Source organism: Nitratireductor thuwali (genome assembly GCF_036621415.1).
Lineage (GTDB): Bacteria > Pseudomonadota > Alphaproteobacteria > Rhizobiales > Rhizobiaceae > Chelativorans > Chelativorans thuwali.
The window spans coordinates 2,758,348-2,770,945 of record NZ_CP030941.1; the positions used below are offsets into that span (position 1 = coordinate 2,758,348).

Below are 12,598 nucleotides of genomic sequence, written 5' to 3' on the forward strand. Positions count from 1 at the left end.
TTCTGGCATTCAAGCATTACGAGGTCTCGGCGCTGGGCTGCTGTGCTTCATGAAGATATCGGCGGCAAGACCCAGGGCGACCACGACCATCGCCGCCATGAGCCACCAGGCATGCAGGAACCCGGCGGCCGCAAAGGTGCCGAGAACGCCGAGGACGCCCAGCGTCAGCATGATGGTGCGCATGGCGCCCGAAGGCAGAAACAGGAGGATGACGGCGTCGAGGACCAGCAGCAGGCTGGAGACGACCACGAGCAGGGCCCCGGCCGTGCCGTCGATGCCCGTCATGGGAGCGAAATAGCCCCAAAGGGCGATGGCCGTGCCGACGAGCGCTGCGGCGAGCATGAGGGTCGTACCCAATCACGTGCGAAGTCAAAACGAGACATTGTGAAAACCGCGGCCTGGTGGTTGAGCTGTCGTTTTGGATGTGGCGACCGCCTGCCCAACGCTTGTTGGCCGATTTTGTTTCCGGCTGACCTTTCGCGGCCCGATATGCCGTCAGTTGAGACAGGTCTGGGGAGTGCCTGAAATTCAGCTTTCGGCGCCTCCAAGGGGCCGGCTTGCGCCGACCCCCCATGCGGAGGATGGAAGATCACTCCTCGAATGCATCGTATTCGAACGGCTCGGCCTGGGCGACGTCTTCCTCGCCGTACGGCATGTCGTAATAGGGGCCCGGCCCTTGCGCATAGCCATAATAGGGATAGGCGTAATAGGGATCGCCCAGCCCGTAGCCCGGGCTCGGGTTCACCACCACCGCCGCGAGTTGCCCATCACGGATGACAAGGTCGTTGACATAGCCGAAATCGGCGTAGCCGAGCTCCGCTTCGTCGTCGCGGATGCGGGCGTAATCGCCGATCAGATCGGTCGCGCGGAAGGCGTTCGGGCCGGTCACCAGATCGTCCTCCACGGTGGCGGTCTCCTGGGCCGCGCCTTCGGCGGTCAGATAGCCGGTCTTGAAGACGCTGTAGTCCTCGGCGTTCTCCTCGGTCACCGGGATAACGATCTCACCTGCCGAATACTCGACCTCGTCCCAGGGCACGTTCACATGGGTGTCGAACATATCAAGGAAGCCGCCGAGCTCCGCGACGACGGACAGCACCCGACCGTCCCGGGAGAAGACAACGTTTTCGATGCTGCCGATCTCATCGCCCGTGGGGCCGAACACCTCGGCCTCGTCCAGCAGGAACTCCACGCTGATGCCGTCGGCATAAAGTTCGTCGGTCGCCCAGTTGGGCAGAGCGATGACTTCCTCCGGGGTGATGGCATCCTGGCCGATCGCTGCCGTCTCCTCGCCGCGCTCGACGTCGGTCGCCTCGGTATCCCCGGTATCCGCGGCAGCGGTCTGCTCGCCTGCGGTGATCCGGTCGTCCTCGAACGCCGCATAATCGTCTTGGCTGAGCGCGTCGTCCCCGTCGCGGTCATAGACGTCGAACAGGGCCACATGGAAGGCTGTCCAGTCGACACCGTCCTCGCCGGCGTTAAAGCCGGCCATCGCGTCCGTCTCACGCAGGCCGGAGGTGAACTCGTCCCGGCCTATCACATCATCGTCGCCGGCAATCTCGCCGAAGGCAGGCTCCACATCATCGCCGAACCAGGCCGTATAGCCGTTTCGGTATTCCTCTTCGCCAAGGTCGCCATCGGCATCGGTATCCCAGGCGGCGAAGAGGCCGCCATAGAGCTCGTCTTCTGTAATGCGCTGGTCGGCGTTCTGGTCCCAAGCTTGGAAGGCACCACGGCTGACCTGTTCGAACTCCGCTTCCGACAGTTCCAGATTGCCGTCCGCATCGATATCGCTGAAGGTATATTGCGCTGCCGCCAAGGCCGCCGCGGGCGCCAGAGCGAATATCAGGGCCGCCGCTGTTGAAGTCTTCAACGCCTTCATGTGAATCTCCTTTCGTTACTTTCCGTCATCCCTCGTGTACGCAACGGAACAGGCGAGCTGCCGCGTTGTTCCGTCGTCCGAAGGATTCCATCCGGAGATTCTCCCATCTCACCGGCCGCTTCGGCCGCCGCGATGGTCAGTCGTGCTCGCGTGGCCGGCATGGTGGTCCGCATTGTCCCGCAGGTCCGCAATTCTCGCCGACATAGGCATCGCGCTTGCACGCCGTTGGGATCGGGCGTGGCGATTTCGCCGTGCTCCCCAGCCGCTGAGAGCGATTACCGCAGACTGCTTAGCGGCTCCCGCGCCCGCTGGTGTCGGCCAGCCGGCCGCTCGGCGGGTGGGAACATTTGTGCGTTCGCTGAGCTTAAGGATGGCACAAACGCAAAGAGCCCGCCGAGGAAGCTGTCCTTTCGTTGCGGCGGGCAACACATTGACGAAGGGAGGCCTGCCATGAAACGAACTCTTATGATCTCGCTCCTCGGCTGCACGGCTGCGATGCTGAGCGGAGCCTATGCCCAGCAGGATCAGACGGCCGATACTGTACGGGGAGTTGAGGAACGTTTTGTCTGGGTAACGCCCTCACGTGCGATCATTGGGGAAGATCTGGTTGGTGAACGCGAACGTGCGGGCACCGTGAAATTCCTGCTGATCGATGTGGCCGATGGAGATTTGATCTACGCTTTGACGAGCGTCGGCCAGGCGGGTCAGTTCGCGGCCGTTCCGTGGGAAGCGTTGAATGCGGACGATCTCGACGACTGGAAGGATGGAGAGCTCCAGCTCAACATTCCCGCCGAGCGCGTGGAGGATGCATGGCGCTTTGATATCGAGGATATCTTTCGCCTCACCTCTCCGGTATTTGCCGCAGAGGCGGCCGATACTTATGGGGTCGAGATTGAAGCCCCGGCTGCCGAGGACACCACGATGCTTGTGATCGGGCGCGAACTTGCCGGCACCGTCAGCCCACCCGCGACGCAAGTGAGAAATCAGATCGAGGGCAGTTCCGTCGTTACCAGCGACGGGGTGGAGATTGGAGAAATCACCGAGATCATGGTGGACATGGACCAGGGCAAAGTGCCCTACGTCACGATCTCGACCGGCGGCTTTCTCGGCTCCGATCAGAGCTACTTGCCGGTCCCGCCGATGGCACTCAATTGGAATGCAGAAGGCGCGCAGTACTCGGTCGAGCGCACCGCCGCTGAAATCGAGGAACTGCCCAGCTTGGCTGGGAACACGCTGACCGCCTTTGTCAGCCGTTCTGACCTTGAGCAGCTATATGAGTTCTGGGGCGTCGATCCCTATTGGACATCGCCCTGACCGTGAGGGGGCGGCGTGGGCAATCACCGGTCGCACACTGCCGTCCCCTCCACCCACTACTCGGCCGGCATCAGGTACGGGAGTTCGCTCCCGCTGTTCGAGGAGCGCTCCGGGTAGGGCTGCGGCCCGCAAGGGAAGTCCGAGGAACTATGTCGGCGGATCCAATGAAGTGGCCGCACAGCAGGCACAGCAACTTTGACGGTTCCCCTCTAGGAACTTGCCCTTTGGTTAAACGGCTTAGCCTGCCTCGGCCTTTATTCCAGCGTTGTCCGCCAGGTCATGGACCCTGGCGAACTGCTCCCGCAGCATCGGCAGGGTCTCTTCCGCGAATGCGGCGAGTTCGCCGCCTTTCTGCGAATAGTTATTGAACATGGCGATTAGCTCAGGCAACTGCTCGAACTGCATCTCGATATAGCTCTTCGAGCCGCCCTGTCTCGCTGCGTTCAAGTTCCGCCACCTTGCGATGGTGGCTGGTTTCCATGATGCGCGGCATCTCGCCCTGCGAGATCCCTTCGGCGATGGTAGCGGCCACCCGATGGCAATGAACGAAGCGGATGTCTCAGATGGTCTCGGAAATGGCGACGCCGATGGCCGCGGAGGCTACTGAAACCGACAGCGCCAGCGGCACCCATTTACGCGAGCGGGTGTCGTCGATGGTAAAAAAATTGAGCGGGAAAAGGTGCTGATGCGATGCACTATCGGCACCCTCACGAGGCGCTTCCATGAAACATTCGTCGTCGAACCATGCCCAATCGTCGGCCCAGGTCCAGCACCCATGCTTCTTGTATGTGGCGGCGACTTCATCCGCGAAGGGTTTATCGGTTTCGAGCCGCAGATGGCTGCCGGGACAGCTTTCGAAATAGCGCATGGCAAGCGGAAGGGCCCGGTTGGTGCAGTAGTTCGACATCCACAGCTTGAAGCCGATCTCTTCGCGCAACCGCTGCAGGACACGGAAGACCTGGACATGCTCCTCGTGCCCATACTCGCCCCACGGGTTGTGCGTAAACACATTCATCTGACGCGAGAGGCGGGGCCTGAGAGCTTCGCCGATGAGCTTGAAATTGGCGCTGTATGCGCGCGCAACGCTGGCGGTTGCGATATTTCCAGGGGGATAGGCCGCGACCTTCGAGAGCGATATTCTCGCAAACCGCGTCAACTCACGCCGGTTTGCCTCAAGCCCGAGCGTCAAGCCGAACTCGCTCTCCTCGGGGTTGGACCAGTCCGCGCAGCCGTGGGCACCCGATTCAGCGATGTCCAGGCAGGTGACCCGATCGCGTGGATAGTCGGCGATCGCCGCCGCCCTTGCCGCGCCAATATGCGGCTGGGCCCAGAAATCCTTGAATACGATGACGACCTCATCGGCATGGCGAAGGATCGAGTTGAACCAGAGCAACTCATCATCTGGATGCGCGCCGATGATCATCGAGTTCTCAAGGAATTCAGGACGTTTGCTCATTGGGCCCCCCGGCCATTTCACAATGTCTAGCTTGTTTTATGGTCCTCGGCCGCCTTTGGCCGCGTCAGACGCTTGCGCAAGTTGAAAGCAGCCAGCGCGAGTTTTCCGACCGGCGTCGCGCAACATGAGAGCGCATAGATCGCGGTCTGCTGTGTGCCGAAATCAGCCTTGAAAGGTTCATCGCCGATGGTGAAATCGAAGCAGTCGCCACCGGAGGAGAGCCAATCCTCCATTATGAGGTCATACATCAGCAGCCCCGGTGAATGGCGGCCATGAGCCCGGTAATCGCAGCCTATCAGCAGGTAATGGAAGCGGCCGGCATGGGTCAGGCCGAAGACATAGCCGATCGGTTCGCTGTCAAGCGTCAGCGCGTATGTTCGCGCCAGCTCCGTGGCAACGCCGCGGGCGGCAATATCGGCATAGAAGTCGCGAACGAAGTTTTGCTGGATGACATCGCCCTCGAAGCGGCCGGCGCGCAAAGACTGGATGGCGCTGAATGCCGCCGCGATCTCGGCGGGCTTCAGGAGCAGGCGGAGTTCAGCGCCTCCGCTCCTGAACAGACGCTTTTTCTTGCGGTCGAGGTACTTTGTGAAACTTGGTGTCAGCACCTGCTTTCGCCATTCGGCGTACGGCGCGAAGAGGCCGACCGCGTGAGCGCCAAAATCCTGCTGCACAGCTTGTGCGGGGAAAAAAGCCTGCCACCGGTTGACCGCTTCTGCCCGCACGGGCCTGACGCGCAGGAGATCGAAGGAAGGCAGTCGTTCCCTTACCGATCGCACCAGGTCGTCTGACGGCTGCCAGGAGCGATCCACGACCGGTGCGGCATAGTCGCTGACACCAAGATCCGCCGCCTCCACTAGAGTGATGCCCCACTTTCTTCGCCGGATCATCGGCAGGACAAAGAGCAACTGGCCAGTTGCTGTTCGGCCTGTCACCACCAGTTTCTCGGCGCCACGCACGGGCGCCAGGTGGAAGTAGAGCCGGTCGAGCCATAGCGGATGCTGGAACGCCGTCGCGTCCGAACGGCCGAAAAGCTCATGATACTCCGGTCCGGCGAAATCAAATGCGCGTTCGACGGCGATGCGTGTCACTCGCATCGCCGTTGCTGACGTCGTCGCGGCCGGTCGGCCGTCATCGGCTAATTCCATCGTTGCGCGGGCGGCATTGGGTTCCATAGGCGCAGATGTAGCAGGCAAAACACGAAAAAAGGTTAATCCTCATTCCTCAAGCAACTGCTCGAATGCAAGCCAGCAACGGCATGACTAGGTCCGTCGGATACAGGTGTCGACCTGCCGTAGCGACCACCACCACACCACCACTACAAGCACCACTCGGATAGATCCTGGTAAAACCTGGCAGAGGCGGTCCCGCGCTGTGCCCTGTCCACAGGGGCTCCAGTGGGAGCACGAGGGAGTTGTCCACGGCTCTCTTCGAAGAATTCGGACCAAGCAAATCCGGCGCCAGGCGGGCTTTATGTGCCTCAAACCTGCCCTTCGCGTGCATGATATAAGTCGAGCTATAGGCCTTCTTCGCGAAAGCGGCGAATGATCTCCTGGTTGATCATCTGGCAGTGCTCCAGATAGGCCCAGTGGTCGGGCGGGCTGTACCAGTACATGACGGCTATGTTGAGTTTGTCGGAGTTGATCTCATTAAACACGACACGGGGCGGGCGATCGGGATGATTGATCGCTTCATTCGCGTGCCGTTCTTCCGCTTCTTGGTCGCCGTGTGATTCCATCCTCTGTGGTCGCCGATCGTCCGTCTTCGCCCTGCTGGTATCGGGCACGGCCACAATCTCCTGCAGGATCGTCACAGCGCGCTCAATCTTCTCCGCAGACGCATCAAAGGGCAGAGGAAGGTTGATCGTACGCTGGATGAAGGGGCGCATGTCGACATTTTCAATATCCATCCCTGCGACGTTCTCGTTGGGGATGCTGACGACGTGGCCCGAGGAGAGACGCAGCCGCGTCGAGCGCATTCCGATGTCCTCCACGACGCCTTCATAGCCGCGAAGCTTCACGCGCTGGCCAACCTCGAATGGCTTGTCCAGGAGCAGCATGAGGCTGCCGAAAACGTTGCGGAGAGTATTCTGCGCAGCCAGCGCAACGGCGAGGCCCGTCACACCGGCACCGGCAAGAATGGTGGCCAGCGAAAAGCCCAAGAGGTGCATCCCTTGGAGCAGGAAGGCCATGATCGCAATGATGCTTGCGACGCGGATGCCGAGGGTTGCCAGATGGAAGCCGGATGGACTTCGTTTGGCACGCTCGGTAGAGGCCACCAGTTCGATCAGCACGGTTCCGAGCGAGTAGATGAAGACGACCCCCGCGACCAGAGCTATGCCGTAGAGGATGTAGACGGCAGTCTGAAAAACCAGGCCCGTGACAAAGATCTTGTCGCCGATCAGGTCATAGAGAACATAGCTGATGAACACCGCGAATAGTGGAACAAGCAGAAGCGCCGAGTCGCGGGCGAGGGGTGTGACGTTCCGTGTCAACCGTTTCAGAACCGACGACAGGAGCCAAATCGAAAGGAACGCCAGGGCAAAAAGCAAAGCCATGGCGATCCATTGCCACAGGGTCTGCCCCAGTATGCCGTGATGCATCCAGGCGGGCAGGCTGTCCGACCATGCCTGGAGGGTTGGGCGCGGCGTCAGAAACGACGCCTCGTAGAAGCCTTCTGCAGACGTACTGCGATACGGAAACGATTTGAGCTGCCAGAATAGATCTTCGACCGTTTCCAGAGTTTCCTCACTGAACAGATATTTTCCCTGGTTTGGACCATCGTCGATGCGCGTGATGACAAGCGGAGTGTTGCCGATCTTCCAAGCGGGCGGATAGCCCTCATTAATGGCGGCGATCATCTGTGTTCGGTCTGGGATCTCCGAAACGGGGGGCAGACCGATCCGGTCGATGATTTCACGAAGATAGACCGCGGAATTTACGGCCACGTCCTGACGCAGTGAGGGTGCCACGTTCCTGAGATCGAAAAACCACTGCATCTCATCATACAGATGCTGAAGCTCGGCGTCGTCCTCGGCTGTGTATGCGTCCTGTCGCAGGAGGTCGTAATAGCGCTGGGTCCGTTTGAGGAAGCTGATGATCGTGTCACGAGGGCTGTTCGTATTCGCAGGCTCTAGAATATCCTCCAGAGGTTGGAAATCTTCTTCAGCACGTTCAGTGAGCTGATCGAGAATGGCTTCGATGCCGCGCGTGCTCTCGGATGGAAAAAAGGAGGCGCCGGTTTCCTGCGCAAAAGCGCCCGGCGGGAGGACTATGACGCAGAGCGCCATGACAAGGCGCAGAATGCCACTTGGATAGCTCATTGCACTCGATCGAGTTGAGATGTGACTGATTGGCTGGCTAACATGACAGCATTCAGGCGCCGACCCTCATGAAACAGCCTCTTGAGACGGTGTCTGGACATGCTTGAATCCCGGCTCCAGGATAGCGAGCGCCTCAAAGGCTTTTCTTGTTCGCGGCACAATGACCTGACGATGCATCAGGGACACCGCCTATGTAAGCCGCGCCATTGCGGCAGTGCGCGGCGTTCAGCGGCCGCACGGCGTCAGTTGCGCGAATGTCAGTCCGCGGCCGGAACGGGGCAGCTCAGATCGCCTTCCTCGCAATTCAGGTAACCCTCGAAGTCTTTGATACGCGATTGCGTCAGGTCATCCATGCACATCGCATCGAGCGCGGGAACTATGCTTCCGCCGGCCGCTCCTGCGGTTTGGAAGCTGCATTCCGCGTCGCGGAACTTAACCCAATCGCGCTGCGCTTGAACGAGAAGCTTCTTGGTATCTGGATCGTCGGACAGTCGGAGTTCGATTTGCTTGTAAAGCTTGTTGAGCTCCTTGTCGGATTCTTCGAAGACGGCACCGGCGCACTCGCTCATCGCGGCCTGATCCTCGGCCTCGACGCACTCGCTCATATTCGCTTGAGCAAAAGCCAAGGTCGGCATGGCCAAAAGGATGGCAGCAGCCAACATCGCGGTTTTCATCGATTGCCCTCCATTGAGAACGTGCCTGCCGCCCGTGTCAAAGGCGGCAGAAGCACCCGCCAGTGGTTACTTCAAATGCCCGTCGCCGCCACGGTCGGCCGCTGCGAAATCGCGCATGACCTGATCGAGGAACTCGTCACGGCTCGCATGACCATCGCCATTGGCGTCGATTGCGGCGAACTGCTGCGGTGTGAGCACCTCCGCTGTCTCCGTTTGGCTGAGAACACCATCACCGTTGCCGTCGAGTCGGGCGAAGCTTCCAGTCATGAAGACACGGTACTCTTCCTTGCTGACGCCTCCGTCATTGTTCGTGTCGAACTGGTTGAGATGGGCTTCATGCATTGCCGGGGCCTGTTGTGCCGCGGCCAGACCGGCTCCGGTCAGGAGGGCGATTGCGGCGGCAAGAACTGTCTTTCGCATCGTGCGTGCTCCTTCTTCTAGCGGCATGCCAAACGATTACCGAGATAACCGCCGCCGCCGATTCCGGCCGCTTCGGCCAGTACAGTACCAGCGCCACCACCGATTGTGCTGCCTATCAGTGCGCCAACAACAGCGCCGCCAACGGTGCCGGCGATGCATCCGAACTCGTGATTGCGCGCCTGGACTTGTGGGTCTGGACTGGCTTGGCAGCCCGCCAACAGCATGGCCGCGCCAGCGAAACCAATTACATTTCGTTTGATCATTCCCTCACCTGTCGGTTCGTGTCGCGCCCCGAACGGCTCATCGCTTGTCCGTAAGACATCGGTTCACAGAGAAACATAGCCGGACATGCCCACGCATAGGATGAAGCACAGAAAGCCTAACGTTTCACCGAATGAGATATAAAAAGTAGCGGGTATTTGACAAATGACAATCTTTTGACAGAGGCCTTCAATAGAAATCTAAGGAGTATAAATCACTACATAAAACACTATGTAATGTTTATTGAATTACTAAATTGATAACGGTTTATTAGTCATTCATAGGCAGAAATACTCAAGGTTTATTGCGCTTTGAAGGCTTTTTGGAAGATCGTGCACCGCAGCGGACTGTCGAACATTGCCTTGAACGGAATTTGCCGCAGCAGGCTTTGAACTGTGCCGTCTCGCTGAGGCGCAATCGGGGGCGGGGGTGACTCAATCTATTGGCAGCCTACTGAGCAGCGTTCCTGACGAATGGGGACCCAAGTTCGAGACGACAAGCGGATCCGTTACGCGTACCCTGACGGGCCCCAATTCAATCGCCTTCAACGCACCCTCACACATGGCGCTGGTGATGCTCACACCACAACCCGGACGGGAGGTGGCACTCAACTCGGACAGAAGATCACCGTTTCTGGCTCCGGTTGGCACACTCGAGATCGTTCCTTGCAACGCCGAGCTTTTTGCGCGCTGGACGGTGCCAAAAGAAAACCTGCTATTGGCCTTGGCGCCCGAACAACTCAACAAGCTGGCAGATTTGGAGTTCGAACGGAACGATTTTGAGTTCCGCCCTCCGCCGACCGGGCATGTCGACAACAAGGCGCTTCTGCTCGCCCAGTTGGTCCGGGAAGAATTTCAGAAGGGGAAGTCGCTAAATCCTCTCCATATGGATTCCCTGCTTACGGTCTTCTCCACCTATCTTTTGCGCAACTATACGACTCTTCAGGATTGTCCCGCATCCCGCTACCAGGGAGGACTTCCGCCCAAGATCTGGCGGGATGTCCAGGATTACATCAGGGCCCATATCGGTGAACAATTGTCGATCGAACGGTTGGCCTTGCTTGCCGGTTTATCTCCGAGCCATTTCATGCGCGCTTTCAAGCAGACGGCCGGCCAATCGCCACATCAATTCATCCTCGCTACCCGCCTGCAACTAGCCGAGCGCCTTGTGATCACGACGGATCTGCCCCTGCCGCGGATCGCCGACATCACCGGGTTTGCAAATCACAGCCACCTGACGGCCTCCATGCGGCGGCACAAATTCACAACGCCAAGCGCGCTGCGCCGCGATCGCATTCTCCGCAGAGCGGGAATGCCACGATGAGCCGGAGTCATGCTCCTCCAGACGACCGGGGGGAACGAAGCGTTTTCGCGACGTATGGCGTGGCTGATTGGAGCCGTCCGAACGCCCGGAGCTGGTAGCTGGGCAAAGAATCTTGGAGCGTCGGCGGGCTTAGCCAAATGTTTCGCCGAGGCAATTACGGGAGATGAACGATGATCTTTCTGAGGCTTATCCCTTTTTTGGCGTTTTGGCTGATGATGGCCGGCTGCGCGAGCGATGACCGATCGTGGGTCAGGGACGACACCCCCCGTTCGGATGTCGACCAGGCGCTCGCCGAATGCAAATACCAGGCAGAAGCGGCAACAATCGGGATCGGAGCGAACAATCATCACCCGAGGACCTGGGGCGATGCAATTGGCGATGCCATCGGCGACGGGATCATCCAGGGCATGGACGAAGCCGAACTCGTCAATTCCTGCATGCAAGCCAAAGGATTCCGGCGATAGGGGGATCGCCAGATTGGAGCAATGCCAGCAAAAGCGGAAACCGGTTTTCCGCCCGGAGCTACCTAATATAAGATGGCGGGGCCGGTTCACTCTTTCCGTCAAACGGCGACCTGACCTAGCCTTTTCCGTCGCGCGGTCATTGGAAATGGAGAGGAATGTTGCACCGCTGTCTCGTTGCGAACGCTGCAATTGAGGTCTGCCTGGCTTCACTCGCAACGGCGCTCATGCGCGCCCTCGTATTGGTCGGCATGGCGGTCCACGTTCTCGCGCCGCAGGCAGCGTTCGCACAAGCCGACAATGGCGCCCTCAATGTCGGGGTATATGTCAGCGCACCCTTTGTCGAGCAAGGGGAGGACGGCAGCTACTCCGGAATGGCGATCGAATTGTGGGAGACGGTTGCGCAGCGATTGGGGCGGGACTACCGGTATGTCCGCTATTCGTCCTTCCATGATCTCGTGCGGGCGACGAGGGATGGCGAGATCGACGCCGCCGTCACCAACCTGACGATCACGCGCGACCGTGCGGAGGTCGTGTCCTTTACCCAGCCCTGGTATGATGCCGGACTGAGGATCATGGTGCCTGACAGGGGCGGTAGGGGCGGTTTCTGGGGCGTCATCGACGGACTAAGGGACGCCGGCCATCTGCGCGCCTATGCCTGGCTTTTGTTCGTGATCGTTCTCGCGACCATTGGCTTCACCATTTTCGACCGGAAGTTCGATCCGGCCTTTCCGAAACGCTGGCGCGAGGGCGTCGCGGAGAGCTTCTACAACGTTATGTCTATAGCAACCTCCGGCAAGACTTCGCGTAAGAATCTGTTCGGCTGGATCGGGCGAATCTGGCAGGCTCTCTGGCTCCTCATAGGCGTCGGTGTCATCGCCTACATCACCTCTTCGGTAACGAGCATCATGACGACGATATCCCTCACGCAGGGCATCACCTCCTTGGCGGATCTTCCGGGCAAGACGGTCGCGGTATTCGAGGGCAGTGTTTCGGAAGATTATATATCCGAACTCGGGATCGCGACACGCAGCTATCCCGGGATAGACGAAGCCGTGGAGGCCATGCGTGCGGGACGGGTGGATGCCATCGTGGGTGATGCCCCTGTGCTGGAACATTACGCGCATTCTTATCCTGGTCGGGAAGTGGCAGTGGTCGGCAGCATTTTTCATCCTGACAAATACGGATTCGCCTTTCCGCTTGAGAGTGAGCTGAGACGACCGGTGACGCTGCACATTCTCGATTTGGTCGAAGACGGAACGCTTGCAGAGATAAGAATGCGCTACTTCGGCGTCGAAGACCTGTAGTGGCCGACCGCGAAGGGCCCTACGCAGCGGCGACTTCTCGCAACATGCGGCGTCGGCGGCAGCGTCCATCTCCATGAGCGCGCGCAGTGGTCTGTCGTAGTGCCCTTCGGTCTTGGCTTGGTATAGGAACCACCTCGGGACGGCTCATCGTAAAGGATAACACGGGGAGACCTATGAGGGG

The 12,598-nt window shown here is 59.5% G+C and carries 13 protein-coding genes; 4 read left to right on the forward strand and 9 right to left on the reverse strand.

Going from position 1 to position 12,598, the window contains the following annotated elements; genetic code table 11:
• Positions 1-9: 9 nt before the first annotated feature.
• Both NTH_RS13390 and NTH_RS13395 read right to left on the reverse strand, forming a co-directional pair.
• Positions 10-342: a hypothetical protein gene (locus NTH_RS13390; RefSeq protein ID WP_338530477.1), complete on the reverse strand. Its 333-nt coding sequence runs from the start codon at positions 340-342 to the stop codon at positions 10-12.
• Between the two features lie 247 nt (positions 343-589).
• Positions 590-1,879 carry a PRC-barrel domain-containing protein gene (locus NTH_RS13395; protein WP_338530478.1) on the reverse strand — a complete coding sequence of 430 codons (1,290 nt, stop codon included), beginning with the start codon at positions 1,877-1,879 and terminating at the stop codon, positions 590-592.
• A 450-nt stretch (positions 1,880-2,329) separates the two neighbouring features.
• Here NTH_RS13395 and NTH_RS13400 point away from each other — a divergent pair, with 450 nt between their 5' ends.
• Entirely contained in the window at positions 2,330-3,193 is an 864-nt protein-coding gene (locus tag NTH_RS13400) for a PRC-barrel domain-containing protein (protein WP_338530479.1), read from the forward strand.
• Positions 3,194-3,430: 237 nt separating this feature from the next.
• Here NTH_RS13400 and NTH_RS13405 read toward each other — a convergent pair whose 3' ends face one another.
• The 7 genes from NTH_RS13405 to NTH_RS13435 all read right to left on the reverse strand — a co-directional run bounded on the left by NTH_RS13405 (position 3,431) and on the right by NTH_RS13435 (position 9,289).
• The gene (locus NTH_RS13405) at positions 3,431-3,640 is read right to left on the reverse strand and encodes a hypothetical protein (RefSeq protein WP_338530480.1); all 210 of its coding nucleotides are present in this window, start codon (positions 3,638-3,640) and stop codon (positions 3,431-3,433) included.
• 112 nt (positions 3,641-3,752) lie between these two features.
• Positions 3,753-4,649, reverse strand: coding sequence for a hypothetical protein (locus NTH_RS13410; RefSeq protein WP_338530481.1), 897 nt, complete (start codon positions 4,647-4,649; stop codon positions 3,753-3,755).
• Between the two features lie 26 nt (positions 4,650-4,675).
• On the reverse strand, positions 4,676-5,740 hold the full coding sequence (locus NTH_RS13415) for a GNAT family N-acetyltransferase (protein ID WP_338530482.1): 1,065 nt from the start codon (positions 5,738-5,740) through the stop codon (positions 4,676-4,678).
• A 425-nt stretch (positions 5,741-6,165) separates the two neighbouring features.
• Complete coding sequence (locus tag NTH_RS13420; RefSeq protein WP_338530483.1) at positions 6,166-7,971, reverse strand: mechanosensitive ion channel family protein; 1,806 nt, start codon at positions 7,969-7,971, stop codon at positions 6,166-6,168.
• A 257-nt stretch (positions 7,972-8,228) separates the two neighbouring features.
• Positions 8,229-8,645, reverse strand: a complete 417-nt coding sequence (locus tag NTH_RS13425) for a lysozyme inhibitor LprI family protein (RefSeq protein ID WP_338530484.1) — start codon at positions 8,643-8,645, stop codon at positions 8,229-8,231.
• Between the two features lie 66 nt (positions 8,646-8,711).
• Entirely contained in the window at positions 8,712-9,065 is a 354-nt protein-coding gene (locus tag NTH_RS13430) for an EF-hand domain-containing protein (RefSeq protein ID WP_338530485.1), read from the reverse strand.
• 17 nt (positions 9,066-9,082) lie between these two features.
• The gene (locus NTH_RS13435) at positions 9,083-9,289 is read right to left on the reverse strand and encodes a hypothetical protein (RefSeq protein ID WP_338531910.1); all 207 of its coding nucleotides are present in this window, start codon (positions 9,287-9,289) and stop codon (positions 9,083-9,085) included.
• A 598-nt stretch (positions 9,290-9,887) separates the two neighbouring features.
• Here NTH_RS13435 and NTH_RS13440 point away from each other — a divergent pair.
• From NTH_RS13440 to NTH_RS13450, 3 genes are all read left to right on the forward strand, one after another.
• Entirely contained in the window at positions 9,888-10,649 is a 762-nt protein-coding gene (locus NTH_RS13440; RefSeq protein ID WP_338530486.1) for a helix-turn-helix domain-containing protein, read from the forward strand.
• Between the two features lie 170 nt (positions 10,650-10,819).
• Positions 10,820-11,113 (forward strand): hypothetical protein, encoded by a 294-nt coding sequence (locus NTH_RS13445; protein WP_338530487.1) that lies wholly within the window; start codon positions 10,820-10,822, stop codon positions 11,111-11,113.
• Between the two features lie 224 nt (positions 11,114-11,337).
• Complete coding sequence (locus NTH_RS13450; protein ID WP_338530488.1) at positions 11,338-12,417, forward strand: transporter substrate-binding domain-containing protein; 1,080 nt, start codon at positions 11,338-11,340, stop codon at positions 12,415-12,417.
• Positions 12,418-12,598 lie beyond the last annotated feature (181 nt).